Origin of the sequence: Actinacidiphila acididurans (assembly GCF_016918855.1) — a bacterium.
Classification (GTDB): Bacteria; Actinomycetota; Actinomycetes; order Streptomycetales; family Streptomycetaceae; genus Actinacidiphila; species Actinacidiphila acididurans.
Map to the genome: position 1 here is coordinate 1 of NZ_JADKYB010000040.1, position 21,099 is coordinate 21,099.

The 21,099-nt window shown below is 72.1% G+C and carries 16 protein-coding genes; 4 read left to right on the forward strand and 12 right to left on the reverse strand.

The window, feature by feature from the left end; all coding sequences use genetic code 11:
* The 9 genes from ITX44_RS39365 to ITX44_RS39405 all read right to left on the reverse strand — a co-directional run.
* The coding region (locus ITX44_RS39365) for an arginine repressor (protein WP_236062467.1) at positions 1-556 on the reverse strand (556 nt) is incomplete at its 3' end.
* A gap of 7 nt (positions 557-563) precedes the next feature.
* Complete coding sequence (locus ITX44_RS39370; protein ID WP_372441103.1) at positions 564-1,823, reverse strand: acetylornithine transaminase; 1,260 nt, start codon at positions 1,821-1,823, stop codon at positions 564-566.
* On the reverse strand, positions 1,820-2,800 hold the full coding sequence (argB, locus tag ITX44_RS39375; RefSeq protein WP_236062468.1) for an acetylglutamate kinase: 981 nt from the start codon (positions 2,798-2,800) through the stop codon (positions 1,820-1,822). The genes ITX44_RS39370 and argB overlap by 4 nt, the downstream gene beginning before the upstream one ends.
* Positions 2,797-3,966, reverse strand: coding sequence for a bifunctional glutamate N-acetyltransferase/amino-acid acetyltransferase ArgJ (argJ, locus tag ITX44_RS39380; protein WP_205364664.1), 1,170 nt, complete (start codon positions 3,964-3,966; stop codon positions 2,797-2,799). The genes argB and argJ overlap by 4 nt, the downstream gene beginning before the upstream one ends.
* Positions 3,963-4,991 carry an N-acetyl-gamma-glutamyl-phosphate reductase gene (gene argC / locus ITX44_RS39385; protein ID WP_205364666.1) on the reverse strand — a complete coding sequence of 343 codons (1,029 nt, stop codon included), beginning with the start codon at positions 4,989-4,991 and terminating at the stop codon, positions 3,963-3,965. Before argC ends, argJ begins: the two co-directional genes overlap by 4 nt.
* A gap of 71 nt (positions 4,992-5,062) precedes the next feature.
* Positions 5,063-6,211: a methyltransferase gene (locus tag ITX44_RS39390; RefSeq protein WP_205364668.1), complete on the reverse strand. Its 1,149-nt coding sequence runs from the start codon at positions 6,209-6,211 to the stop codon at positions 5,063-5,065.
* A gap of 146 nt (positions 6,212-6,357) precedes the next feature.
* Positions 6,358-8,307 (reverse strand): LamG-like jellyroll fold domain-containing protein, encoded by a 1,950-nt coding sequence (locus ITX44_RS39395; protein WP_205364670.1) that lies wholly within the window; start codon positions 8,305-8,307, stop codon positions 6,358-6,360.
* Between the two features lie 687 nt (positions 8,308-8,994).
* On the reverse strand, positions 8,995-9,729 hold the full coding sequence (locus ITX44_RS39400; protein WP_205364678.1) for a DUF7873 family protein: 735 nt from the start codon (positions 9,727-9,729) through the stop codon (positions 8,995-8,997).
* A gap of 67 nt (positions 9,730-9,796) precedes the next feature.
* Positions 9,797-11,077 (reverse strand): glycoside hydrolase family 10-like protein, encoded by a 1,281-nt coding sequence (locus ITX44_RS39405; protein WP_205364688.1) that lies wholly within the window; start codon positions 11,075-11,077, stop codon positions 9,797-9,799.
* Between the two features lie 262 nt (positions 11,078-11,339).
* Between ITX44_RS39405 and ITX44_RS39410 the strand changes: the two genes are divergently transcribed.
* From ITX44_RS39410 to ITX44_RS39420, 3 genes are all read left to right on the forward strand, one after another.
* The gene (locus tag ITX44_RS39410; RefSeq protein ID WP_205364689.1) at positions 11,340-12,287 is read left to right on the forward strand and encodes an alpha/beta fold hydrolase; all 948 of its coding nucleotides are present in this window, start codon (positions 11,340-11,342) and stop codon (positions 12,285-12,287) included.
* A gap of 447 nt (positions 12,288-12,734) precedes the next feature.
* A complete protein-coding gene (locus ITX44_RS39415) occupies positions 12,735-15,482 on the forward strand; it encodes a cellulose binding domain-containing protein (RefSeq protein WP_205364691.1) in 2,748 nt (915 codons plus the stop codon).
* A 113-nt stretch (positions 15,483-15,595) separates the two neighbouring features.
* A complete protein-coding gene (locus ITX44_RS39420; protein ID WP_205364694.1) occupies positions 15,596-16,453 on the forward strand; it encodes a 3-hydroxybutyryl-CoA dehydrogenase in 858 nt (285 codons plus the stop codon).
* Positions 16,454-16,480: 27 nt separating this feature from the next.
* Here the strand turns inward: ITX44_RS39420 and ITX44_RS39425 are convergent, their stop codons facing one another.
* Positions 16,481-17,314 (reverse strand): ABC transporter ATP-binding protein, encoded by an 834-nt coding sequence (locus ITX44_RS39425; RefSeq protein ID WP_205364729.1) that lies wholly within the window; start codon positions 17,312-17,314, stop codon positions 16,481-16,483.
* Positions 17,315-17,444: 130 nt separating this feature from the next.
* Entirely contained in the window at positions 17,445-18,371 is a 927-nt protein-coding gene (locus ITX44_RS39430) for an ABC transporter permease (protein ID WP_307795700.1), read from the reverse strand.
* 544 nt (positions 18,372-18,915) lie between these two features.
* Here ITX44_RS39430 and ITX44_RS39435 point away from each other — a divergent pair.
* Positions 18,916-19,599, forward strand: coding sequence for a TetR/AcrR family transcriptional regulator (locus ITX44_RS39435; protein WP_205364696.1), 684 nt, complete (start codon positions 18,916-18,918; stop codon positions 19,597-19,599).
* A gap of 21 nt (positions 19,600-19,620) precedes the next feature.
* Here ITX44_RS39435 and ITX44_RS39440 read toward each other — a convergent pair whose 3' ends face one another.
* Complete coding sequence (locus tag ITX44_RS39440) at positions 19,621-20,802, reverse strand: PP2C family protein-serine/threonine phosphatase (RefSeq protein ID WP_205364698.1); 1,182 nt, start codon at positions 20,800-20,802, stop codon at positions 19,621-19,623.
* Positions 20,803-21,099: the final 297 nt, after the last annotated feature.

A 21,099-nucleotide genomic window follows, 5' to 3' on the forward strand; every position in this document is an offset into this window, starting at 1 on the left:
GGAACAGGGTGGCGATCTGGTCGTTCCGCGACCGGCCGGCCCGCAGCTTCCCGCCGAGTTCGGGACCGACCCGCTCCATCAGCCCACGTTCGAGCGCGGTGTGCACATCCTCGCCGGCGATCGTGCCGAGGATGTCGTAGACCTCGGCCTGGTCGATGGCGGAAGCCAGAAATTGCGCGGCGCCGGGCGGGGTGCGCAGCACGACCAGGTTGGCCGAGGCCTCCGCGGAGATGAGGAGCTCACCGGCGAGCCGGCGCATCCTCTCCTCCTTGACCGACTCCCCCAGGGGCGCCTGGGGCGTGCGGAAGCCGCCCTCGGAGGGCACCGCGTAGATGAGCTCGCCGTCATTCGTGCGGATCTTGACGGCGCCGAGTTCGTCGAGGTCGCGGCTGAGCGTCGCCTGGGTGACGCTCAGCCCGTCGTCGGCGAGCAGCTTGGCGAGCTGGCTCTGCGAGCGCACCGGCTGACGGCCGAGGATCTCCACGATCCTGCGGTGCCGTGCGGTACGGGTCTGCGGTACGGCGTGGCCGCCGCCGTGCGCCTGCGCCTCGCTCATCGTGTTGTCATTCTCCGTCGCTCTCCCGGGCCCGGACCGCTCCGAGCGCCTGGTCGAGAACGCCGGGCAGGGCCCCGAGGAATGCGTCGGTTTCGCCGTCGCCGATGATCAGCGGCGGGGCCAGCCGTACCGTGCCGGGCACGGCCGCGTTCACCAGGAATCCGGCGTCCTGAGCCGCCTGCTGCACCGCAGCGGAAACGGGCTCGGTGAGCACGATACCGATCAGCAGGCCGGAACCGCGCAGATGATCGACCAGCGGGTGGCGCAGTACCTCGATGCCCTGACGCAGCTTCTCGCCCTGCCGCTTGACGTTCTCCAGCAGTCCGTCGGCGGCGATGGTGTCCAGGACGGCGAGCGCGGCGGCGCAGGCGACCGGGTTGCCGCCGAAGGTGGTGCCGTGGGCGCCCGGGGTGAGCAGGTCGGCGGCCGGGCCGAACGCGACGGTGGCGCCCAGCGGCAGCCCGCCGCCCAGGCCCTTGGCCAGCGTCACCACGTCCGGCTCGACGCCCTGTGCCTGGCACTCGAACCAGTGGCCGGTGCGGCCGACGCCGGTCTGCACCTCGTCGAGCACCAGCAGGGTGCCGGTGGCGGCGGTGATCTCGCGAGCCGCCTGAAGGTAGCCGGCCGGGGGGACGATCACGCCGTTCTCGCCCTGGATGGGCTCGAGGATCACCATGGCGGTGTCGGTGGTGACGGCGGCGCGCAGCGCGTCCGCGTCGCCGTACGGCACATGGGTGACGTCGCCGGGCAGCGGCCGGAACGGGTCCCGCTTGGGGGGCTGGCCGGTCAGCGCGAGCGCGCCCATGGTCCGGCCGTGGAAGGCGCCCTCGGTCGCCACGATGTGCGGGCGGCCGGTGAGCCGGCCGATCTTGAAGGCCGCTTCGTTGGCCTCGGCGCCGGAGTTGGCGAAGAACACCCGTCCGGGGCGGCCGAAGAGCTGGAGCAGCCGCTCGGCCAGGGCGACCGGGGGCTCGGCGATGAAGAAGTTGGAGACGTGGCCGAGCGAGGCGATCTGCCGGCTCACCGCCTCGACCACGGCGGGGTGGGCGGTGCCCAGGCTGTTGACGGCGATGCCGCCGAGGAAGTCGACGTACTCGCGTCCGGCGGCGTCCCACAGCCGGGCGCCCTCGCCGCGCACCAGGGGCAGCCGGGGCTGCCCGTAGTTGTTCATCAGCGAGTCCTGCCAGCGCCGGGCCAGCTCCTCGTTGGCGGCCGCCGGGCCGGGCGTCGCCTCGTCGGGTGTGGCCGTTCCTGCCGCGGTGGTCACTGAACTCCCCCTTCCGGTACGGATTCGGACGCTGCCGCGGGTGCCGGTACGGAGGCGCTCGCGGTCGCGGTTGCGGCGGTGTCCGCCGGGTCGGGGTCGGGCACCACCATGGTGCCGATCCCCTCGTCGGTGAAGATCTCCAGCAGGATCGAGTGCTGGACCCGGCCGTCGATGACGCGGGCGGTGCGCACGCCGTTGCGTACCGCGTGCAGGCAGCCCTCCATCTTGGGCGCCATGCCGCTGGACAGGTCGGGCAGCAGCTTCTCCAGCTCGCCGGCGGTCAGCTTGCTGATCACGTCGTCGCTGTTCGGCCAGTCCTCGTAGAGCCCTTCGACGTCGGTGAGGACCATCAGCGTCTCGGCGCCCAGCGCGGCGGCCAGTGCGGCGGCGGCGGTGTCGGCGTTGACGTTGTAGATGTGGCCGTCGTCCTCGGCGCGGGCGATCGAGGAGATCACCGGGATCCGGCCGTCGGCGAGCAGCGCCTCGATCGCGCCGGTGTCGATGGCGGTGATCTCGCCGACCCGGCCGATGTCGACGCTCTCGCCGTCGATCACGGGGTAGTGCTTGACGGCGGTGATGGTGTGGGCGTCCTCGCCGGTCAGGCCGACGGCGAGCGGGCCGTGCCGGTTGAGCAGGCCGACGAGTTCACGCTGCACCTGGCCGGCCAGCACCATGCGGACCACGTCCATGGCCTCGGGGGTGGTGACCCGCAGGCCGGCCTTGAACTCGCTGACCAGGCCGTGCCGGTCGAGCTGCGCGCTGATCTGCGGGCCGCCGCCGTGCACGACGACCGGCCGCAGACCCGCGTGCCGCAGGAAGACCACGTCCTGGGCGAAGGCGGCCTTGAGGTCGTCGTCCACCATGGCGTTGCCGCCGAATTTGATCACGACGGTGCGGCCGTGGTGCTGGGTCAGCCAGGGCAGGGCCTCGATGAGGATGCGGGCCTTGGGCAGGGCGGTGTGCTTGCGGGTGCTCATGAGCTGTAGGCGCTGTTCTCGTGGACGTAGTCGGCGGTCAGGTCGTTGGTCCAGATCACCGCGGAGGCGTCGCCGGCGGCGAGGTCGGCGGTGATGACGACCTCGCGGAACCGCATGTCGACCAGGTCGCGGTCCTCGCCGACGGCTCCGTGGCGGCACACCCACACGCCGTTGATGGCGACGCCCAGCCGGTCCGGTTCGAAGACGGCGGAGGTGGTGCCGATCGCGGACAGCACCCGGCCCCAGTTGGGGTCCTCGCCGTGGACGGCGCACTTGAGCAGGTTGTTGCGGGCGATGGACCGGCCGACCTCGACCGCGTCCTCCTCGCTGGCGGCGCCCACGACCTCGACCTTGATGTCCTTGCTGGCGCCCTCGGCGTCGCCGATGAGCTGCCGGGCCAGGTCGGCGCAGACCGCGTGGACGGCGTCGGCGAACTCGCCGTACTCCGGGGTGATGCCGGAGGCGCCGGAGGCGAGCAGCAGGACGGTGTCGTTGGTGGACATGCAGCCGTCGGAGTCCACCCGGTCGAAGGTCTGCCGGGTGGCCTCGCGCAGTGCCTTGTCCAGGGTGACGGAGTCCAGGTCGGCGTCGGTGGTGAGCACCACCAGCATGGTGGCCAGTCCGGGGGCGAGCATGCCGGCGCCCTTGGCCATGCCGCCGACGGTCCAGCCGCCGGCGCCCTGGCTGTCGCCGCCGTGGGCCACCGCCGTCTTGTGCACGGTGTCGGTGGTCTTGATGGCGATCGCGGCCTTCTCGCCGCCGTGCGGGGACAGTTCGGCGGCGGCCGCCTCGACGCCCGGCAGCAGCTTGTCCATCGGCAGCGTGATGCCGATCAGGCCGGTGGAGGCGACCGCGACCTCGCCGGCGCCGCAGCCGAGGACGTCGGCGACCTTCTCGGCGGTGGCGTGGGTGTCCTGGAAGCCCTGGGGGCCGGTGCAGGCGTTGGCGCCGCCGGAGTTGAGGATCACCGCGGTCAGCTCGCCGGCCTTGAGCACCTGCTGCGACCAGAGCACCGGGGCGGCCTTCACACGGTTGCCGGTGAACACCCCGGCGGCGGACCGGCGCGGCCCGGTGTTGACCACGAGGGCCAGGTCGGCGCTGCCGTCCGCCTTGATTCCGGCGGCGATCCCGGCCGCCGTGAACCCTTGGGGAGCGGTCACACTCATGGAGCGACTCCGATCGTGGAAAGTCCCGTCGCCTCGGGCAGTCCGAGGGCGATGTTCATGCTCTGCACCGCGCCGCCGGCGGTGCCCTTGGTGAGGTTGTCGATGGCGCTGATCACGATCACCCGCCCGGCGGCCTCGTCCAGGGCCACTTGGAGGTGGACGGCGTTGGAGCCGAAGACGGCGGCGGTCGCCGGCCACTGCCCCTCGGGCAGCAGGTGGACGAACGGCTCGTCGGCGTAGGCCTTCTCGTACGCGGCACGCACCTCGGCGGCGGTGACGCCGGGTCCGGCCTTGGCGGTGCAGGTGGCGAGGATGCCGCGGGGCATGGGCGCCAGGGTGGGGGTGAAGGACACCGAGACGGGCTCGCCGGCGGCCGCGCTGAGGTTCTGGATCATCTCGGGGGTGTGCCGGTGGACACCGCCGACGCCGTACGGGGACATCGAGCCCATCACCTCCGAGCCGAGCAGGTGCGGCTTGGGCGACTTGCCGGCGCCGGAGGTGCCGGAGGCGGCGACGATCACCGCCTCGGGCTCGACCAGGGCGGCGGCGCACGCCGGGGCGAGGGCGAGGGAGACGGCCGTGGGGTAGCAGCCGGGCACCGCGATCCGCTTGGTCCCGGCGAGCGCGGCCCTGCCGCCGGGCAGCTCGGGCAGGCCGTAGGGCCAGGTCCCGGCGTGCGGCGAGCCGTAGAACCGTTCCCAGTCCGCGGGGTTCTTCAGCCGGAAGTCGGCGCCCATGTCCACCACCAGTACGTCGTCGCCGAGCTGTTCGGCGACGGCCGCGGACTGGCCGTGCGGCAGGGCGAGGAAGACCACGTCGTGGCCGGCCAGGACCTCCGCGGTGGTCTCCTGGAGCACCCGCCCGGCCAGCGGCACCAGGTGCGGCTGGAGCGCGCCCAGTACCTGTCCGGCGTTGGATCCGCCGGTCAGCGCGCCGATCTCGACCTCGGGGTGCCCCAGCAGCAGCCGCAGCACCTCCCCGCCCGCATAGCCGCTGGCTCCGGCCACCGCCACCCGCACCGTCATCACGCCCTCCGTCTCGACGGCATGACTATACGGCGAGCCGCAGCTTTATGCAAAGATATCCGGGTGCCGGGTCAGTGCTTGGTGGCCCGCAGCAGGACGAATTTCGGGTTCGCGGCGATCACCTCGCAGGAGCCGAAGAGGCGGCGCAGGCGGACGTGGTAGCCCAGGTGGCGGTTGCCGACCACCCACAGTTCGCCGCCGGGGCGCAGGGCGGCGTGGGCGGTGGTGAACATGCGGCGGGCGCTGTCGTCGGTGACGGCGCGGTGCGAGTGGAAGGGCGGGTTGTTCAGGATCAGGTCGGCGCTGTCCGGCGGGAGGCCGGCCGCCGCGTCGCCGACCCGGAAGTCGGCCTTGGTGGCGGGGTCGGCGTTGGCCTGGAAGGTGGCCCGGGCGGAGGCCACCGCCTGGTGGGACTCGTCGGTGAACAGCACCTCGCACTCCGGGTTGGCCAGCGCCGCCGCGGTGCCGACCACGCCGTTGCCGCAGCCGAGGTCGACCACCCGCTCCGGGCCGCTTCGCTCGGGCAGGTGGGCCAGCAGGAAGCGGGTGCCGATGTCCAGGCGGTCGGCGCAGAACACCCCGGCGTGACTGACGACCGTACGCCCGGACAGCACGCCGACGTCGTCCGGCAGCGCGTACCGCAGCGGCCAGGGGCTCGGGGTACGGGGCAGCGACGGGTCGGGGGTGCACAGGATCAGCCGCGCCTTGCGGACCGCGAGCGTGGTGCTCGTCGGGCCCAGGATCCGCTCGAAGATCCGCAGGGTCGAGGTGTGGATCTCGGTGACCATGCCCGCGCCGATCACCAGGGTGCCGGGGTGCACCGCGGGGGCGAGCCGGTGGAGCTGGTCCTCCAGCAGCGCCAGGCTCTTGGGCACGCGGACCAGCAGCACGTCGATCCGGTCCGGCGGAGGGTCCTGGGTGGACAGCAGCCGTATCCCGGGCAGGGCCGCGGGGGCGTTGCGCCGCAGGTTGGCCTCGGTGGCCTGCCGGCCGAGGAAGGAGTCGGAGATCTGGACCGGCCGGTGCGCGGCCAGCGCGGTCACCAGCGTCCCCCAGCGGTCGCCCAGCGTCACCACCTCGCCGGACAGGTCGGCCCGCGTCTCGGCAAGGTGCTGCAGGACGTACGCGTCGGCGGCGTCCCAGGCCCGCAGCTCCTCCCGCGGCCGCTCGGGGTACCGGGTCAGATCGAGGTCGCCCCACGGCGTGCTCAAACGATGCATGGTGGTGTTCAGGCTAGCCGAGCGCCGCGGCCGGGCCCCGCGGGGGAAAGGCCGGACGGGAAAGGCGGGGCAGACCCGGGGGTCTCCCGTCTCCGGCGTGCGCGGGTGGCCGGAGACGGGAGGGACCGCGTTACGTGGCGGCGGTCCTACTTGGCGGTGAGGAACTCCGCCGACGACAGCGGACGGTTCACGATGCGTATGTCACCGACGTTGCCGTGGAAGACGATGTCGATGGCGCCCGCGTACTCGTGGCCGCCCACCAGCCAGGGCAGGCCGAGCGAGGTGAGGCCGACCGACAGCCGGCTCGGGTTGTCGACGACCGGCGCGCCCTCGACGTACAGCTTCGTGTAACGGCCGTCGTTGACCACGGCCAGGTGCCACCACCTGAGCTCCACCAGGCCGTGGCCCCAGTTGGTGGTCGGGTAGGTGTCGTTCAGCGGGTAGTGGTTGAACTGCGGCTCGCGGCCGTTGTTCGAGATGGCGAACTGGACCACGGGCTCGCCCGGGTCGGTGTTCTTGCCGTGCTTGCCGGCGGCGCTCGCCGAACCCCGGCGGCTGAGGATCGACGCCCAGCCGTTGTTGCCGGCGTCCCAGTCCAGCGGCATCATCACGAACGTCTCGATGGTGTACCCGGACGCGAACGTCTCGGCGTTCAGCGGGGCCTGCGCCGCGGTGGTCAGGTACGTGCCGTGGACCGGGTTCCGGCCGCCGACGAACTTCAGGCTCGCGTGCCCGGGCTGGTCGGGGTGGTGGTCGTCGGACCAGGTCAGCGCGTCGGCGGCGGTGCCGGGCACGGTCACCACGGTCAGGTCGTTGCCCTGGCCGGACAGGTCGCGGACCGTCTGGCCCGAGGTGAGCGAGGTGCCGGGCGCGCCCTGCGCGTCGAAGCGCCAGTACGCCAGCGTGCCCTTCACCAGCTCCTGGGCGGCCGGGCGGGCGGGGCGGACCGCGACCGGGGCGAAGCTGGAGAAGCGCTGCTCGAAGTCGATCGGGATCGAGAAGTTGTCGACCGGACCGGTGACCCGGGCGAGCTCGGCCGCCAACTCGTTGCGGGACTCCGGCTCCTGGGCCAGGATCCACGGGTTGATCGTCTCGACGTCGATCATGTTGCGGGTCAGGTCGAAGTGGTACAGCCGGATCATGCCGCCACCGCCGAAGTAGCGGTTCTGGTAGTTCGTGATGTGCATGTACACGTCGTTACCGGCGGCGTTCTTCTTGGTCATCCGCCCGGGCGGCCAGTAGTGGCCGTTGAGGGTCAGGAAGACCTGATCGTTGTCGTTGATCAGTTTGTCCCACATCGCCTGGCCGTTGCCCTCGAGTACGGCGTTGTTCTCCGGGTCGCCGGACTCGTACGGGAAAACGTTGTCATCGTACGGCGAGGCCACGATGTCATGCGACGTGAGGATCACCGGCATCTTCGGGTGGGCCTTGATGACGCTGTTGGCCCACGCGTAGCCCTGGTCGGTGGTCCGCCAGTCCAGAGCGAGCACCAGCCAGGAGCGGCCGGCCGCCTGGAAGATGTGCGCGGTGTTGTAGCCGGTCGGGTCCGACCCGACGAACGTCCTGGACCGCTTGAACCGCTGCGGGCCCATGGTCTGCAGGTACGACGTGTCGCCGCGGCTGTCGTCACCGCTCACGTCGTGGTTGCCGGCCAGCACGCTGTACGCCACACCGTGCGTGTCCAACAGCGCGAACGCCTTGTCGACCTGCTGGAACGACGTCGGATCGCCGTCCTGCGTCAGGTCGCCGAGGTGCGCCATGAACACGATGTTGTTGTCGGCGTTCCCGCTGTTGTCGATGATGTAGCGGAAGGACTCCTCCTGCGGAGTCCGGTTGACGCTGTCCTGGCTGCCCCAGTAGAGGAACTGGGTGTCCGGCATGACCGCGAGGGTGAACTGGAGGGCCGTCGCGTCGGGGCTCCACGAGCCGGTTCTGCCGCTCTTGGTGTCGTCCGCGGCGAACGCGGGGGTCGCGCCGAGCGCGGGCACGCCGACGACGGCGGCCGCTCCCGCACCGGCGATCGCCGCGTTGCGCAGGAAGCCGCGCCGGCTCTGCCCGGTGGTCTCTTGTGACGGATTGTCACCGTTGGTGGACATCGGGGTCCTTTCCGGGTCGGTGTCTCAAACCGTCAACGAAGCTACTCAGACGCGGCTTGAACTGGGCGCACACGGGATGACGAACGAGGATCGAGTCGCTGTCGAACGTCAAAAGCTCGCGTCAAGTCATGAGCGGGAGATGGTGTCCCGATGAGCGGAGTGTGACCGGAAGAAGTCGCGAGGTCCTGCCGGGGACCGCCGGGCTGGCGGGTCCCCGGGCTGCCGGGCTGCCCGAAAAAGGAGGAGCGGGTCCCGGGGGCATGTCCAGCCCCCGGCACCCTGAGGTGGCCGCCCCGTGCACACGCCGGCACGCTTGAGGCCGCGGGTCAGTTTGATGTCGTCACGTTCTACCGTTGAACTACCGCCGCACGAAGAGAGCGGCGGACCGGATTTGAACCGGCACCTGACGACCCAGCCCGTGGCCGGTCGATCCGGCGATCGGCGGCAACTGCTGAATCTGGAGCGAGAGTCTGAGATTTACCGCGGCCTGCCTCTGCCTGGCTTGGGCTACCCCGGCCCGTGGTGCCGGGGGAGGGATTTGAACCCCCACTGGGGACCGCGTCGGTCACGACAAGGCTCAGTTTCAGCTTTGCGCTCCTCGCGCACCCTCCGCGCTCCCACGGAGGGGTCTGTGGGACGGACGGCCGCCGCGTATCGCGCGGGGCCGTGACCGTCGATCGGTGCCCGTCAGGGGGCGAAGACGTAGCCGAACACCGCGTCGCCGACCCGCTGGTCGACGATCTCGATGCCGTTGGCCTCCTCCCGGGCGAACTTCACCGCCTGCTGGAGTTTCTCCACGCGCTCACGCAGCTCGTTGACCCTGCGGGCGGGCAGTGCGCCGGAGAACTTGACGGTGGTCCAGTACCCGACCGCCACGTCCTCGTAGTACACCTCGACCTGCGCGGGGTGCTTCTCGGTCGCCTCGGCCTTCACGTGGTTGCGCGGCACCTTCTTGGTCCTGATGGTGCGCACCGGGTCGGTCTTCCACGCGTCGGTGGAGGCGTCCAGGCTCCAGGACTCGGCAGCGTCCAGGACCGGCAGCTTGCGGACGAAGGTGTGCAGGTCGGTGAGCTGCTTCTCCAGGAAGAGCAGGTACGACACCGGCACGCCGGCCAGCAGCACCCGGCCGTCGACGACGACGTCGGCACGGGCCTCGCAGTTGGCCCAGTCCTTGGTGGCGGTCACGTCGAACAGCCGGGTCAGGGTGGCGGCGGTGTCCCGCAGCACGGATTCGGCCTGGACCTGCACCCGGGTGGACTCGGGCGGAAGCTGCTCGCCCTCCTCGTCCTTGGGCTGGTAGGTCCGGGCGATGCCGGACAGCAGTGCGGGCTTCTGCAGGTCGTGATGGGCCGCCGTCAGCTCTTGCTGCGCCTTGGACTTGACGCCCTTCTCGACCGCGATGATCTGGTTGAGTTTCGCCACGGCAGGACGGTAACAGGCCGTGTACGCCGGTTCGAAACGATTATCTGATCGGCAGTCACAGCGTCCGTCACGCCGGCCGCACCCGGGTCGGATAGTGCTCGGCGACCACCGTGCTCATCGCGCCCAGCGGGTCGCTCCGCACCTGCGTGGCCGAGAAGTAGACGTTGCCGCGCACCTGCGGAAAGCTCTGGTCGAAGGTCAGGTGACGGGACAGCTCGCGTGCGTCCTGCCAGGCGGCCGGCTGGCCGGCCGCGCCCACCTTGTACAGCGCCTCGCCGATGTACAGCTCCGCCCGGGTCCCGGCGACCACCTGGGACCACCAGGGCACCAGCACCGCGTAGTCGGCGGCGGCGAAGCCGATGTTCCAGTACACCTGCGGCGCGATGTAGTCCAGCCACCCCTTCTTCACCCAGCCGCGGGTGTCGGCGTGCAGGTCGTCGTAGGTCTGCACGCCCGCCGCGGTGGCCGAGCCGAGCGGGTCGGTGGTGGCGTTGCGCCAGACCCCGAACGGGCTGATGCCGAACCGGGTGGTGGGCCGGATCTGCTTGATCCGCGTCGCCGTCTCGCGGACCAGCAGGTCGATGTTGTGCCGGCGCCAGGCGTCCCGGTCCGGATAGCCCGCGCCGTAGCGGGCGAAGGCGGCGTCGTCCTGGAAGGTCTGGCCGGCCACCGGATACGGATAGAAGTAGTCGTCCCAGTGCACGGCGTCCACCGGGTAGCGGCGCACCGCGTCCAGCATCGCGTCCTCGACGAAGCGGCGGACCTCGGGCAGGCCCGGGTTGTAGTAGAGCTTGCCGCCGTAGGTCACCACCCAGTCCGGGTGCCGGCGGGCCGGGTGGGAGGGGGTCAGCGTGCCGGGGTCGGCGGTCATCGACACCCGGTAGGGGTTGAACCAGGCGTGCAGTTCCAGGCCCCGGCGGTGCGCCTCCTGCACGGCGGTGCCCAGCGGGTCCCAGCCGGGAGCACGCCCCTGGACGCCGGTCAGGTACGCCGACCAGGGCTCGTACGACGACGGCCAGAACGCGTCGGCGGTCGGCCGGACCTGGAACATCACCGCGTTCAGCCGGCGTTCGACCGCCAGGTCGAGCAGGTCCAGCAGTTCCCGCCGCTGCTCGTCCGACGACAGGCCCGGCGCCGAGGGCCAGTCGGTGTTGGCGACGGTCGCGATCCACATCCCGCGCAACTCCCGCCGCGGCCCCCCGCCCTGTGCCCCGGCGGCCCGTACGCCCGGACGAACGGCCCGCGCCCCGGGCTCGGGCGCCATCGCCGCGGCGGACCCGGACAGCGCGGTCGCCGCCAGCGCCCCGGCCGCCCCTGCGGTGACCCTCCTGCGGGTGAGCCCTGCCATCCCTGCCTCCTGCGGATCGCCCGTCATGCCCCGCCGATGATGGGCCGATTCCCCGGGGAGGGCAACCGCCGAACGGCTGCTTTCCCGGGCGCCTCCGGAAGACCCGTGCGGGCGCCTGCGGGTGGGGTTGCCCCCACCGTGCTCACGGGTGCCAGCGAGACAGCCGACAGACGGGCCAGCCCGATTCCATGATCGGCCGCGGGATCGAAGGATGGGACGTCAGGAGGGCACCTCAGCGCCCCCAGTCACCGAAGGACCAGCCATGTCCCGCACTCCCCTCAAACCGGGCCGGCCCGCGTACCGCGCCCTGTCGGCTCTCGCCCTGCTGACCCTGACCGCCGGTGCCCTCACGGCCTGCGACAGCAAGGAATCGAGCTCCCGGCATGCCCCGGCCTCGCCCTCGGCCACATCGTCCGCCGCACCGAGAGGCGGACCGTCCGCCGGATCGAAGCCGCGCATGATCACCCACGACGGGCACCGGCTCGCCTTCTACGTCACCCCAGGAAGCGGCCGCACGATCGTCCTGGACTCGGGTGGCGGTGAGGACGCCTCCTACTGGAAGGACCTCGTGCCCAAGCTGCACGCGGCCACCGGCGCCACCGTCATCACGTACGACCGGGCCGGTATGGGCAAGAGCGACGTGGTGCCCGGCGCGTGGAACGCCGAGGGCACCGCCGGTGACCTCACGTCGGGGCTCGAGCAGTTGGGCGTCACCGGGAACGTGATCCTGGTGTCCCATTCGGAGGCCGGCGAGGTCGCGAACTACTTCGCCGCGGAGAACCCGAAGATGCTCTCCGGTGCGGTGCTGGTCGACTCCAACCTCCCCCAGTTCTTCACCGACGAGGAGATCGCCCGTGTGGTGGCCGGGAGCCGGTCGCAGATCGACGTGGCGAAGAGGGATCCCGGCAAGCCGGGGAACCGTCAGCTCATCTCCACGGCGGAGGACTACCTTCCGGCGCACCAGGCGTTCCACAAGGTCAGCTGGCCGGACTCGGTACCGGTGACGGTCATCGTCTCGGAGAAGACCCCCTTCGACGGCTCCCCCGTCGACGCCCAGCGCTGGCGCGACGCCGCGGCTTCCTTCGTCAAGGCCGGCCCCCACCGCACCCTCGTCACGGCGAAGGGGAGCTCCCACGACGTGCCGAAGGACCGCCCGGCGCTCGTCCTCAAGGAGATCGAGGCGATGGCTGGCGCCGCCGCACCGAACTGACCTCGCCCGATTCCGTGGTGCGGGTCGCCACCGGCCCGAAGGGGCAGTTGCTGTCGTCTCCGGGCCACCGGCCGCGTGTGGTTGCTCGCGCAGTTCCCCGCGCCCCTGCGGGGCGCTCCCGGCGAACCCGCCCGCGCGGAGGGCCGGTTCGCCCGGAGTAGTCAGGGGCGCGGGGAACTGCGCGACAAGCCCACCACCGGGCCGCAGGTCGCCACCGACCCAAGTGGGCAGTTGCTGTCGTCTCCGGGCCACCGGCCGCATGTGGTTGCTCACGCAGTTCCCCGCGCCCCTGCGGGGCGCTCCCGGCGAACCCGGGTGCAGCCCGGAGGGCCCGAGGTGCGCAACCCTTTTCGCGCGGACAAGCCGCAGCTACCATCCAGCGGAGTGGGAGCGCTCCCACACACTTTCGAATCCATGTCGTCCACCCCCCACCACAGAGGACGCCCGATGCTCCGCAGACCGATGGCCGCGCTGGTCGCGGCACTTGCTCTGATCGGCGGCGCCGTGACCGCCGCCTCGGCCACCGCCGCGGCGACCGCGCCGCACGCCGGCGCCGCCGCGCCACAGGCGGTCGCCGACTCGTACAGCTGGAAGAACGTGCAGATCGGCGGCGGGGGCTTCGTCCCCGGCATCGTCTTCAACCAGTCCGAGAAGAATCTTGCCTACGCCCGGACCGACATCGGCGGGGCCTACCGATGGAACGAGGCGGCCAAGTCCTGGGTCCCGTTGCTCGACGGGGTGGACTGGACGCACTGGGGCCGGACGGGAGTGGTGAGCCTGGCCACCGACGCGCTGGCGCCGGACAAGGTGTACGCGGCGGTCGGCACGTACACCAACTCCTGGGACCCGGGCACCGGCGCGGTGCTGCGGTCGGCCGACCGGGGCGCGACCTGGCAGGCCACCGACCTGCCGTTCAAGCTGGGCGGCAACATGCCCGGCCGCGGCATGGGCGAGCGGCTGGCGATCGACCCGAACAAGGACAGCGTGCTCTACCTCGGCGCGCCCAGCGGCAACGGCCTGTGGCGCAGCACCGATTCGGGCGTGACCTGGTCGAAGGTGACCGCCTTCCCGGACGCCGGCACCTATGTCGCCGACCCCACCGACACCACCGGCTACAACAGCGACAACCAGGGCGTGGTGTGGGTGACGTTCGACCCGCGCACCGGCACCAAGGGCTCGGCCACCCAGACGATCTACGTCGGCGTCGCGGACAAGGACAACACCGTCTTCCGTTCCACCGACGGCGGCGCCACCTGGTCCCGGCTGGCCGGCCAGCCCACCGGCTACATCGCCCACAAGGGCGTCCTGGACCCGGTGAACGGCTACCTGTACCTGGCCACCAGCGACACCGGCGGCCCGTACGACGGCGCCAAGGGCCAGGTGTGGCGGTACGCGACGGCCACCGGCGGCTGGACGAACATCAGCCCGATGTCGGACGCGGACACCTACTTCGGCTACAGCGGCCTGACCGTGGACCGCCAGCACCCGGGCACGGTCATGGTGACCGGCTACAGCTCCTGGTGGCCGGACACGATGATCTTCCGGTCCACCGACAGCGGCGCCACCTGGACCCGGGCCTGGGACTACACCAGCTATCCCAACCGGTCCAACCGCTACACCCTGGACGTGTCCGCCGTGCCGTGGCTGACCTTCGGCGCGAACCCGCAGCCGCCCGAGCAGACGCCCAAGCTCGGCTGGATGACCGAGTCGCTGGAGATCGACCCCTTCGACTCCGACCGGATGTGGTTCGGCACCGGCGCCACGGTCTACGGCACCGACGACCTGACCGACTGGGACACCGCGGGCGGAAAGATCACCCTCAAGCCCAATGTGAAGGGCCTGGAGGAGACCTCGGTGCAGGATCTGGTCAGCCCGCCCTCGGGCGCCCCGCTGATCAGCGCGCTCGGCGACATCGGCGGCTTCCGGCACACCGACGTCACCGCGATCCCGTCCGCCATGTTCCAGCAGCCGGTCTTCACCACGACCCACAGCCTGGACTTCGCCGCCGCCAACCCCAACGACCTGGTCCGGGTCGGCGACGTGGCCTCCGGTTCCACCGACCACCGCATCGCCTTCTCCACCGACGACGGCGCCAACTGGTTCCAGGGCGCCGAGCCGTCCGGGGTCAGCGGCGCCGGTACGGTCGCGGCGGCGGCCGACGGCAGCCGCTACGTCTGGAGCCCGGTCGGCACCGGCGTCAACTACACGGTCGGCTTCGGCTCCTCGTGGACCGCCTCGACCGGCATCCCGGCCGGCGCGGTGATCGGCTCGGACCGGGTGAACCCGAAGAAGTTCTACGGCCTGTCGGGCGGCAAGTTCTACGTCAGTACGGACGGCGGCGCGACCTTCGCCGCCACCGCGGCCACCGGGCTCCCCACGGACAGCGCCAAGTTCAAGGCGCTGCCCGGCACCGAGGGCGACATCTGGGTGGTCGGCGGCTCCGGCAGCGCGTACGGCATGTGGCACTCCACCAACTCCGGCGCGTCGTTCACCAAGCTGAGCAACGTCCAGGAGGCCGACGTGATCGGCTTCGGCAAGGCCGCGCCGGGCGCGAGCTACCAGGCGATCTACACCAGCGCGAAGATCGGCGGGGTGCGCGGCCTGTTCCGCTCCACCGACGCCGGCGCGAGCTGGGTGCGGATCAACGACGACGCCCACCAGTACGGCGTCACCAACAGCGTCATCACCGGCGACCCGCGGATCTTCGGCCGGGTCTACGTGGGCACGAACGGGCGCGGGATCATCTACGGCGACACGTCCGACACCGGCGGCACGACCCCGCCCACCACGCCACCGACAACGCCACCCACCACCCCGCCGACGACCCCGCCGACCACTCCGCCGACGACGCCTCCCACCACTCCCCCGGGCTCCGGCGCCTGCCAGGTGGCGTACAGCGTCACCAACTCCTGGCCGGGCGGCTTCCAGGCGTCGGTGACGGTGAAGAACACCGGCTCGGCGGCCGTGAACAACTGGAAGCTGGGCTGGAGCTTCGCCGGTGACGAGGCCGTCACCTCGCTGTGGAGCGCGAGCTACACGCAGAGCGGCAAGGCGGTGACGGTGACCGGGCCGAGCTGGGCCACCTCGATTCCGGCCGGCACCGCGGCGACCTTCGGCTTCACCGGCACCTCGTCGGCGACGCCCGCGGTCCCGTCGAACTTCGCCCTGAACGGCTCCGCCTGCACGACCGGCTGACCCCGTACCGCCGGTGCGCCCCCGGGACCGGCCCGCCCGGCCCGGGGGCCACCGGACAGCGGTAACGTCTGTCCGGCAAGGACGACGGACGGGCGACAGCGAAGGGCTGACGAGTGACTGACATCCAGCGCGTCGGGGTGGTCGGCGGGGGCCAGATGGGTTCCGGGATCGCCGAGGTGTTCGCCAGGGCCGGCCTCGACGTCAAGGTCGCCGAGATCACCGGCGAGGCGCTGGAGCTGGGCCGTACCCGGCTGGCCAACTCGCTGGCCAAGGCCCAGGAGCGGGGCAAGATCAGCGCCGAGGAGCGGGACGGCACGCTGGAGCGGCTCACCTTCACCACGGACCTCGGCGAATTCGCCGACCGTGACCTGGTGATCGAGGCCGTGGTGGAGAACGAGCAGGTCAAGACCGACATCTTCCGGGTGCTCGACCAGGTGGTGACCCGCCCGGACGCGATCCTGGCCTCGAACACCTCTTCCATCCCGCTGGTCCGGCTGGCGGTCGCCACCTCGCGCCCGGACCACGTGCTCGGCATCCACTTCTTCAACCCGGCGCCGGTGCAGCGCCTCGTGGAGCTGATCCCGGCGCTCACCACCGGCAGCGAGACCGTCAAGCGCGCCGATCACCTGGTCACCGAGGTGCTGGGCAAGCACGCCATCCGCGCCCAGGACCGGGCCGGCTTCGTGGTGAACGCCCTGCTGGTGCCGTATCTCCTCTCCGCGATCCGGATGTTCGAGTCCGGCATCGCCACCCGCGAGGACATCGACAACGGCATGGAGATGGGCTGCGCCCACCCGATGGGCCCGCTCAAGCTGTCCGACCTGATCGGCCTGGACACGGTGGCCGCGATCGCCGACTCGATGTATGCCGAGTACAAGGAGCCGCTGTACGCCGCGCCGCCGATCCTCCAGCGGATGGTCGACGCGGGGCGGCTCGGCCGCAAGACGGGCGCGGGCTTCTACTCGTACTGAGCTCCCGGCTGACCGAACTTCCCGGCGTCACTTGTTGGTGTGCTCCTCGTAGGCGGCGACCACCTCGTCGGTGGGGCCGTCCATGAGGAGTTCGCCCCGCTCCAGCCAGATCACCCGGTCGCAGGTGTCGCGGATGGAGTTGTTGTTGTGGCTGACCAGGAAGACCGTGCCCGCTTCCTTGCGCAACTCGCGGATCCGGGCCTCCGAGCGCTTCTGGAACGCGCGGTCGCCGGTGGCCAGCGCCTCGTCGATCAGCAGGACGTCGTGGTTCTTGGCGGCGGCGATGGAGAAGCGCAGCCGGGCGGCCATGCCGGAGGAGTAGGTGCGCATGGGCAGTGAGATGAAGTCGTCCTTCTCGTTGATGCCGGAGAAGTCGACGATGCCCTGGTAGCGCTCCCGGACCTCCTCCCGGGTCATGCCCATGGCGAGGCCGCCGAGGATCACGTTGGTGGCGCCGGTCAGGTCGTTCATCAGTGCCGCGTTGACGCCCAGCAGGGAGGGCTGGCCGTCGGTGTAGACCTTGCCGCGCTCCGGTGGCAACAGGCCCGCGATGGCCTTGAGCAGGGTGGTCTTGCCCGAGCCGTTGGAGCCGATGATGCCGATCGCCTCGCCGCGGTAGGCGGTGAAGCTGACGCCTTTGACCGCGTGCACGGTCTGCACGTTCGGCGAGCCCTGGCGCAGCAGGAGGCGGCGCAGGGCGGCGGTGGCGTTGCCGTGGCCGGTGCCGGCGCCGTAGATGCGGTAGACGACGTGCAGGCCGTCGACGATCACGGTCGGCACGGGGGTGCCGTCCGACGGCGCTGCGCTGCCGGGCTCGGGCCCGGCGGCCGCGGGTTTCGTGGGGGCCACCCCGTCGGCCATGGGCACCGCGGATGCGGCCCCGGCGGCCAGGGATGTCGTGGACGGCGCTCCGGCGGCCTCGTCGGGTGCCGCCGGGGCGATGCGGGTCGGTCGGGTCCCCATCCGGTCGGGGACCTGCTCAGCGGGTGGTTCAGCCACGTCCGTACTCCTCCTCGGACGACCAGAAGAACGCGTACCCAGCGCTTGCGGCCACAGTCGCCCAGATCAGGGCGAGCGGCCACACGTGGGGCGGCAGACGGTGGGCGCTCACACTGTCGATCAGCGCGTAGCGCATCAGGCTGACGTAGATCAGCGCCGGGTTGACGTCGAGCAGCAGCCGTACGGTGTGCGGGGCGTGGCCGGCGATCCGGGACAGGTCGTAGAAGATCCCGGACACGTACATCCAGGTGCGCAGCACAAAGGGCAGTACCTGGGCGAAGTCGGTGGTCCTGGCGCCGATCCGGGCCAGGGCGAGGGCCAGGCCGCAGTTGAAGAGGGTCTGCAGGACCAGCGCGGGCGGCGCCAGCAGCCAGCGGGCGGTCAGCGGCACCCCGTCGGCGAGCAGCACCGCGGCGAGGACCGCGAGCGAGAGCAGCAGTTGCTGGAGCTGCGCGACGGTCGCGGCCAGCGGCAGGCTCGCCCGCGGGAAGTGCAGGGCGCGCACCAGGCCGGCGTTGTCGGTCAGGGAGCGGGCGCCGGACAGCGCCGCGGACTGGGTGAAGGTGAAGACGAAGACCCCGGTGCACAGGAACGGGATGTAGTCGGGCACCCCGCGGCCGGTGCCGAGCAGGTCGCCGAAGATCAGGAAGTAGACGGCGGCGTTGAGCAGCGGGGTGAGCACCTGCCAGAGCTGGCCCAGCCGCGCGCCCGAGTACAGCGCGGTCTGCCGGGCGGTGGCGAGGGCGACGACGAAGTGCCGCCGGCCCCACAGCAGCCGGGCGTACTCGGCGAGCGGCGATCGGGCGCCGACCGGCGTCAGGCCGTGGGCCGCGGCCAGTTCCGCGGCGGTCGGAGCCGGTGGGACGGGTGGGACCGTAGCGGGGGCCGGCAGAACGGGCACGGCTGGGGAAGCGGGCACAGCGGACCTCACGGGCTCGCGGCCGGGGCGCCGGCCGAAACGTGATGGGCGGGATGCGGGCGGGACGTGCGGCGACGCCTCCGGGTCCGGTGCGGTCCGGGTACGGCGAGGCGTACGGCTCCTCGTGCACCGGGTGGACAGGGGGACCTGAACGGCTGTTACGGCGGTCCGGATACGGGAGCGCGTACGCCTTCTCGCACGACGAGCCGGATACCAGGACACGCCCGGCTCCTCGTACGACGGGCAAGCACGAGGACACGTGCGGCCGCTCTGACGACGAACCGGACATGGGCACACGTACGCCTCCTCGTACGCCTCGCACGACGGAACGGATACGAGGACACGCCCGGCTCCTCGTACGACGGGCAAGCACGAGGACACGTGCGGCCGCTCTGACGACCAACCGGACACGGGCACACGTACGCCTCCTCGTACGCCTCGCACAACGGAACGGAACCGTATCGTCGTGCCGACGGTACGCCCGGGCTACGATGGAACGCAACCGTTCCGTCGTCACGTATCCGCTCAGCGATAGGCTCCCGGCATGCCCGACCAGCCACCCCCGCCCCCGCACTCCGAGGCCCCGAATCCGGCTCCCGCCTCCGATCAGCCGGTGCAGCAGCCGGTACGCCCGCCCGCCCGGCGCGCGCCCGCGGGTGCCGCCGTGCTGCGCGAGGAGGTGACCGAGGCGATCCGGGCCGCGGTCTTCGCCGAGCTGGCGGCGGTCGGCTACGGCCGGATGTCGATGGAGGGCATCGCCCGCCGGGCGGGCGTCGGCAAGGCGGCTGTCTACCGCCGCTGGCGGGCCAAGCTGCCGCTGGTCCTGGACCTGGTCGGCCAGGTCGCGGCCCAGGGGCTGCCGGTGCCCGACACCGGCAGCCTCGCCGGGGACGTACGGGCCCTGCTGGAGGTCAGCGCGCGGGCCCTGCGGCACCCGGTGGCCGCGCAGATCGTCCCCGACCTGCTCGCCGAGGCCGCACGCAGCCCGGAACTGGCCGAGGCGCTGCGGGCGACCCTGCGCGACGCCCAGGGCGCGGTGGTGACGGCGGTCGTCGCCCAGGCCGTCCGGCGTGGCGAGGTCCCCGCGGACACCGACCCCGGCCTGGCCCTGGACCTGCTGGCCGGGCCGCTGTACTGGCGCCTGACGGTGATGGGGGGCTCGTACGGCCCCGGCGCGCTCGACGCGCTGACCGCCGCGGTGGTGGCGGGGCTCACCCGGGGGGCGTAGCCCCCGCGCTTCCGGGCGCGCTCACCGGTCCGGCGCGCCCGAGAGGAGGGCCGGGCGGGGGTGACCGGACGGTCGGCCGGCGTCACGGATCAGGACGATCAGGGCCATGTCGTCGGTGAGGCGGCCGTCGGTGTGGCGCTGGACGGCGGCGCTCAGGCCGGCGGCGAGGTCACGGCCGGAGAGCGGGCCGGCCGCGCCGCCGGCGTGCAGGGCGTCGGGCAGCGGGAAGAACCGTCCGGAGGGGTCGCGGGCGTCCGGCAGGCCGTCGGTGTGCAGCAGCAGCCCCTCCCCCACGGCGATCCGGCCGCAGGTCACCGGGACGCTGACGCGGTCGGCGTCGAACAGGCCGAGCGGCGGGAGCGGGTCGCCCAGCGGCAGCGGGCGGGTGCCGCTGCCGAGCAGGTACGGCTGCGGGTGCCCGCAATTGACCGCCCGGAAGATGCCGTCGTCGCCGAGCTGGACCAGCTGGACTGTGGCGAACTCCTCGGCGACCGGGTCGCGCGGGGTGTCGCCCGCGGTGGCCGGGTGCTCGTCGTGGACGCGTTCGCGTAGGTGGCGGCGCAGGGTGCCGTCGAGCCGCAGCAGCACCCCGGCGAGGTCACCCTCCTGGTGGGCGGCCTCGCGGAAGCTGCCGAGCAGGGCGGCCACCATGCCGATCGCGGGCAGGCCGTGCCCGCGCGCGTCCCCGATCAGCGCGCGGACCCCGAACGGCGTGGCCAGCACCTCATAGAAGTCGCCGCCGACATGGGCGCCGCGGCTCGCCGACAGATACGCCCCGGCCACGCTCCAGGTGCCGGCCCGGCGCGGCAGCGGACGCAGCAGCACCTGTTGCGCGGCGAGCGCGATCTCCCGGGTACGGTCCAGCTCCGCGGACAGCACGCTGCGCCGCGCGGCGGTCCACATGCCGGCGCAGATCACGGCGACCAGCGAGACGGCCGCGCCCAGCAGGGGTCCCGCGTCGAGCTGGGCGCTGTCCACCAGCTCCCCGCCGATCACCGCGACCGCCAGCAGTCCGCCGGCCAGCACGCGGCGCCGCCGGGCACCGGTGGCCAGGGCGAGCGCCGGGGTCACCGCCAGCCCGGGCAGCACGTCCGCCCCGTCCGGCAGCAGCCAGACCAGGGCCCCCAGCGCTCCGGCCCAGGTCACGGGGAGTACGGCCCACGGAACGTGGCGCAGCCCGGCAGCGGCTCGTGTGGCGATCATCCGGCCGGGCCCCCTCGTGCGGCGGTGGCGGGTAAGGGGCGGACCGAGTGGCTCGCTCCGCGCCCGACCGATTCTGACCCGGGGTCATGGGCAGGGGTCCCCGGCGGGGCCTTAACCACTCGAAAGTGTGAGGAAACCTCCCAGGGGGGTACGGAAGGGGGTACCCCCCTTCAACCCGGTGAGGCGGAAGGGGTTGGGCCCCTTCGACCCCGAGGGTCCGCCTGACGGCGGGCGGTTCGCCGGGGGTACCCCCGGGGCCCCAGGTGCCTTACGGCGACGGTTCGCCGGGAGCGCCCG

Bases quoted from the DNA above. Each gene is read 5' to 3' on its own strand.
- argB (WP_236062468.1), bottom strand. From the start codon at position 2,800: ATGAGCACCCGCAAGCACACCGCCCTGCCCAAGGCCCGCATCCTCATC.
- argJ (WP_205364664.1), bottom strand. From the start codon at position 3,966: ATGAGTGTGACCGCTCCCCAAGGGTTCACGGCGGCCGGGATCGCCGCC.
- argC (WP_205364666.1), bottom strand. From the start codon at position 4,991: ATGACGGTGCGGGTGGCGGTGGCCGGAGCCAGCGGCTATGCGGGCGGG.
- ITX44_RS39390 (WP_205364668.1), bottom strand. From the start codon at position 6,211: ATGCATCGTTTGAGCACGCCGTGGGGCGACCTCGATCTGACCCGGTAC.
- ITX44_RS39395 (WP_205364670.1), bottom strand. From the start codon at position 8,307: ATGTCCACCAACGGTGACAATCCGTCACAAGAGACCACCGGGCAGAGC.
- ITX44_RS39405 (WP_205364688.1), bottom strand. From the start codon at position 11,077: ATGGCAGGGCTCACCCGCAGGAGGGTCACCGCAGGGGCGGCCGGGGCG.
- ITX44_RS39410 (WP_205364689.1), top strand. From the start codon at position 11,340: ATGTCCCGCACTCCCCTCAAACCGGGCCGGCCCGCGTACCGCGCCCTG.
- ITX44_RS39415 (WP_205364691.1), top strand. From the start codon at position 12,735: ATGCTCCGCAGACCGATGGCCGCGCTGGTCGCGGCACTTGCTCTGATC.
- ITX44_RS39425 (WP_205364729.1), bottom strand. From the start codon at position 17,314: ATGGCCGACGGGGTGGCCCCCACGAAACCCGCGGCCGCCGGGCCCGAG.
- ITX44_RS39435 (WP_205364696.1), top strand. From the start codon at position 18,916: ATGCCCGACCAGCCACCCCCGCCCCCGCACTCCGAGGCCCCGAATCCG.
- ITX44_RS39440 (WP_205364698.1), bottom strand. From the start codon at position 20,802: ATGATCGCCACACGAGCCGCTGCCGGGCTGCGCCACGTTCCGTGGGCC.